Below are 3,939 nucleotides of genomic sequence, written 5' to 3'. Positions count from 1 at the left end.
ATGAAAAACGAGTTAGCTCCCAGATATACAGAAAAATATTCTCTATATTTAAGAGAAGGACAATGCCGTTGGAGGTCTCTATGATCAAGGTTGAAGACATGATGACTCGTAATCCTCATACCTTACTGCGCACGCACACCTTGCGTGATGCAAAAAGCATGATGGATGCGCTTGATATTCGACACATTCCGGTTGTTGATGCCAATAACCACTTACAAGGCTTGGTGACTCAACGCGACATTCTTGCTGCTCAAGAATCGAGCTTGCACCCAGATGAGGCTGAACAATCTTTTACTTTAGACACACCGCTCTACGAAATGATGCACACCAATATCATGACGGCAGAGCCTATCGCGGGGCTCAAAGAGAGCGCTATCTATATGCAAAAGCATAAAGTTGGCTGTCTACCTGTTGTCACCAAAGGTCGATTGGTCGGCATCATTACTGACAGTGACTTTGTGACCATTGCGATTAACTTATTGGAACTGCAAGAAGAAGTGGAACCTGAAGAAATCGAGCAGGAAGAGTAGTACGCAAGCGTATTCTCTTTGTTGTAAGTTTCGTTTTTACACCGGTTAAACGAAAAAAGAGCGGCAGGGTTGCCGCTCAAAATGCCATTACTGACGCTGATTAAGGAAGTGTTTCTCTGCCAATTAGAATTGGTCTTCTTCGGTCGAACCTGTCAATGCTGTCACTGAAGAGTTACCACCTTGGATAGTATTGGTCATTCTATCGAAGTAACCTGTACCTACTTCTTGTTGGTGCGCAACAAACGTATAACCTTTTTCAGCCGCTTGGAATTCAGGACGCTGAACTTTCTCAACATAATGACGCATACCTTCACCTTGAGCGTAAGCGTGTGCCAGTTCAAACATGTTGAACCACATGTTGTGAATGCCTGCTAGCGTGATGAATTGGTACTTGTAGCCCATGTCTGCAAGCTCTTGTTGGAACTTAGCAATGGTTTCTGCATCTAGGTTTTTCTCCCAGTTGAATGAAGGCGAGCAGTTGTATGCCAACAATTGATCTGGGTATTCAGCGTGAATTGCTTCTGCAAACTTACGTGCTTCTTCCAAACATGGCGTAGCCGTTTCACACCAAATCAAGTCTGCATATGGTGCGTAAGCCAGACCGCGAGAAATCGCTTGGTCGATACCCGCGCGAACGCGGTAGAAACCTTCTTGAGTGCGCTCACCTTCAATAAAGTCTTTATCATATGGGTCGCAATCTGAAGTAATGAGATCCGCCGCATTCGCATCAGTACGAGCAATAACTAATGTTGTTGTTCCCGCTACGTCAGCAGCCAAACGAGCTGCAACGAGCTTTTGTACAGCTTCTTGCGTAGGAACTAATACCTTACCACCCATATGACCACACTTTTTCACCGATGCTAACTGGTCTTCAAAGTGAACGCCCGCGGCACCGGCTTCGATCATCGATTTCATTAGTTCGTAAGCGTTAAGCACACCACCAAAGCCCGCTTCCGCATCCGCTACGATAGGTAGGAAGTAATCAATACCACCTTCATCTTCAGGCGTCTTACCAGCAGCCCACTGAATTTGGTCTGCACGACGGAATGAGTTGTTGATACGCTTTACTACTGACGGTACAGAATCTACTGGGTAAAGAGATTGGTCTGGATACATCGTCGAAGCGGTGTTGTTATCCGCCGCTACCTGCCAGCCTGACAGATAGATCGCTTCAATACCTGCCTTAGCTTGTTGAACGGCTTGACCACCCGTTAGCGCACCAAGACAGTTTACGTAACCTTTTTTCGCACTACCGTTGACCAGTGACCAAAGTTTGTCTGCACCACGTTGTGCAATTGTGTTTGCAGGCACCATAGAGCCACGCAGTTCCACCACTTCCTCGGCAGTGTAAGTACGCTTCACATTTTTCCAGCGTGGGTTAGTTGCCCAGTCTTTTTCCAGAGCTTCAATTTGTTGGCGGCGAGTTAAGTTAGTCATTGGTCTATCCCTCTTTATAATTTGCACTTTATGCGTGTGCGTTGAGTTTCCGTTCTCAGGCAGTACTTCCCTATCTGCCTTGAAAATCCTTCACGTTATTGGTGTTACAGTTATTCTTTATTAATCCAGGTAGTCATAACCAGGAACTGTCAAAAAGTTGGTCAGTTCATCGCTCGTCGTGAGCCTTGCCATTAAGTCTGCTGCTTCTTCAAATCGACCCGCATGGTAGCGCTGCTCGCCAATTTCTTGCTTCACGACTTCAATCTCCTCTTTGAGATAGAGCTCGAACAGCTCTTTAGTGACCTTTAATCCGTTGTCTAGCGACTTGCCGTGTTGAATCCATTGCCAGATAGAGGCGCGTGAGATTTCTGCCGTTGCAGCGTCTTCCATCAGTCCGTAAATCGGCACACAACCATTGCCAGAAATCCAAGCTTCGATGTATTGCAGCGCAACGCGAATATTGTGGCGCATTCCGCCTTCAGTGCGCTCGCCTTCACAAGGCTCAAGCAGTTCGGCTGCTGTAATAGGCGCATCCTCTGCACGGCTCACATCCAACTGGTTGGTGCGTTCACCCAGCACAGCACTAAAGACTTCCATAGCAGTGTCAGCCAAACCTGGATGAGCCACCCAAGTACCGTCGTGGCCGTTGTTTGCTTCTAACGATTTGTCAGTCTGGATCTTGTCTAATACTTTTTGATTCTCTTTCGGGTCTTTAGCTGGGATAAATGCGGCCATTCCTCCCATCGCGAAAGCACCTCGTTTATGGCAAGTACGTACCAATAATCGCGAGTAAGCGTTTAAGAATGGCTTGTCCATCGTTACCACTTGGCGATCTGGCAGTACTCGGTCTGAGTGTTTTTTCAATGTTTTGATGTAGCTAAAGATGTAATCCCAGCGACCACAGTTCAAACCAACGATGTGTTCTTTAAGCGAGAACAGAATCTCGTCCATTTCAAATACCGCTGGTAAGGTTTCAATCAGCACAGTCGCTTTGATGGTGCCTGTATCCAAACCGAAATAGTCTTCCGTGAAATGGAACACTTCGCTCCACCACTTCGCTTCGTGATGCGATTGCAGTTTTGGAAGGTAGAAATAAGGGCCACTGCCTTTTTGAAGTAACGCTTTGTAGTTGTTATAGAAATACAGAGCGAAATCGAATAGCGCACCTGGAATGATCTGACCGTGCCACGTAACGTGTTTTTCTTTTAAATGAAGGCCGCGAACACGGCAGATCAACACCGCTGGGTCATCTTCCAGCTGATAATGTTTGCCATTGCCAGGATTGGTGTAACTGATGGTGCCATTAACAGCATCGCGCAAGTTAATTTGACCATCCAGCACTTTACTCCATGCAGGAGACATTGAATCTTCGAAGTCTGCCATGAACACTTTTACATTCGCATTCAGTGCGTTAATCACCATCTTGCGGTCAGTTGGTCCGGTAATCTCCACACGGCGATCTTGCAGATCTTGTGGGATTCCTAGGATCTTCCAACTTCCTTCCCGGATGTCTTGTGTCTCTGGTAGAAAATCTGGTAGCTCACCAGCATCAATACGTGCTTGCTTCTCTTCTCTTGCTTCCAGCAACTGTTCAACACGTCCGGCAAATTTTTCACACAGTAGAGATAAAAAGGTTTGGGCTTCAACAGGGAAAATTGCTTGATGTTCTGGAGCAACGACTCCATTCACCTCAAGCATGCCTTGGGTTTGCTTTAGTTGTTGTGTTTTTTGTTCTGTCTGAGCAAGCATAATCATTCATCCTTAACGTGCTTTATCAATCTTGGGCAGTCAGCGTAAAGCTACATTTGTAAGTTATGAACAACAAATTACATCCTTTAACTTTGTGTTCAACTCGTCTAGCCATGCCGATAGATTGCGTAATGCTACGTGTATTTTCAATCTAGACATAAGTCGTATCGGCCTTTAAATAAGCTATATCAACAAGGGGTTTAGTGAAACCCCCAATATAAAC

At 45.9% G+C, this 3,939-nt stretch carries 3 protein-coding genes; 1 reads left to right on the top strand and 2 read right to left on the bottom strand.

The annotated features are described in order from the left end of the window. Positions 1 to 80 precede the first annotated feature (80 nt). On the top strand, positions 81 to 530 hold the full coding sequence (locus tag CAG68_RS10485; protein ID WP_017820562.1) for a CBS domain-containing protein: 450 nt from the start codon (positions 81 to 83) through the stop codon (positions 528 to 530). Between the two features lie 123 nt (positions 531 to 653). On the opposite strand, the gene aceA is transcribed toward CAG68_RS10485, so the two are convergent. Both aceA and aceB read right to left on the bottom strand, forming a co-directional pair. After that, positions 654 to 1,967, bottom strand: coding sequence for an isocitrate lyase (gene aceA, locus CAG68_RS10480; protein WP_005381733.1), 1,314 nt, complete (start codon positions 1,965 to 1,967; stop codon positions 654 to 656). A 120-nt stretch (positions 1,968 to 2,087) separates the two neighbouring features. After that, positions 2,088 to 3,716 carry a malate synthase A gene (aceB, locus tag CAG68_RS10475; RefSeq protein ID WP_017820561.1) on the bottom strand — a complete coding sequence of 543 codons (1,629 nt, stop codon included), beginning with the start codon at positions 3,714 to 3,716 and terminating at the stop codon, positions 2,088 to 2,090. Positions 3,717 to 3,939 lie beyond the last annotated feature (223 nt).

It is taken from the genome of Vibrio sp. V42_P2S4T144 (assembly GCF_009904715.1).
Lineage (GTDB): Bacteria > Pseudomonadota > Gammaproteobacteria > Enterobacterales > Vibrionaceae > Vibrio > Vibrio alginolyticus.
This window is presented reverse-complemented; position numbering and strand designations above follow the sequence as displayed.

What these genes read in the sequence shown, in the direction of transcription:
- aceB (WP_017820561.1), bottom strand. Translation starts at nt 3,716, where the DNA reads ATGCTTGCTCAGACAGAACAAAAAACACAACAACTAAAGCAAACCCAA.
- CAG68_RS10485 (WP_017820562.1), top strand. Translation starts at nt 81, where the DNA reads ATGATCAAGGTTGAAGACATGATGACTCGTAATCCTCATACCTTACTG.
- aceA (WP_005381733.1), bottom strand. Translation starts at nt 1,967, where the DNA reads ATGACTAACTTAACTCGCCGCCAACAAATTGAAGCTCTGGAAAAAGAC.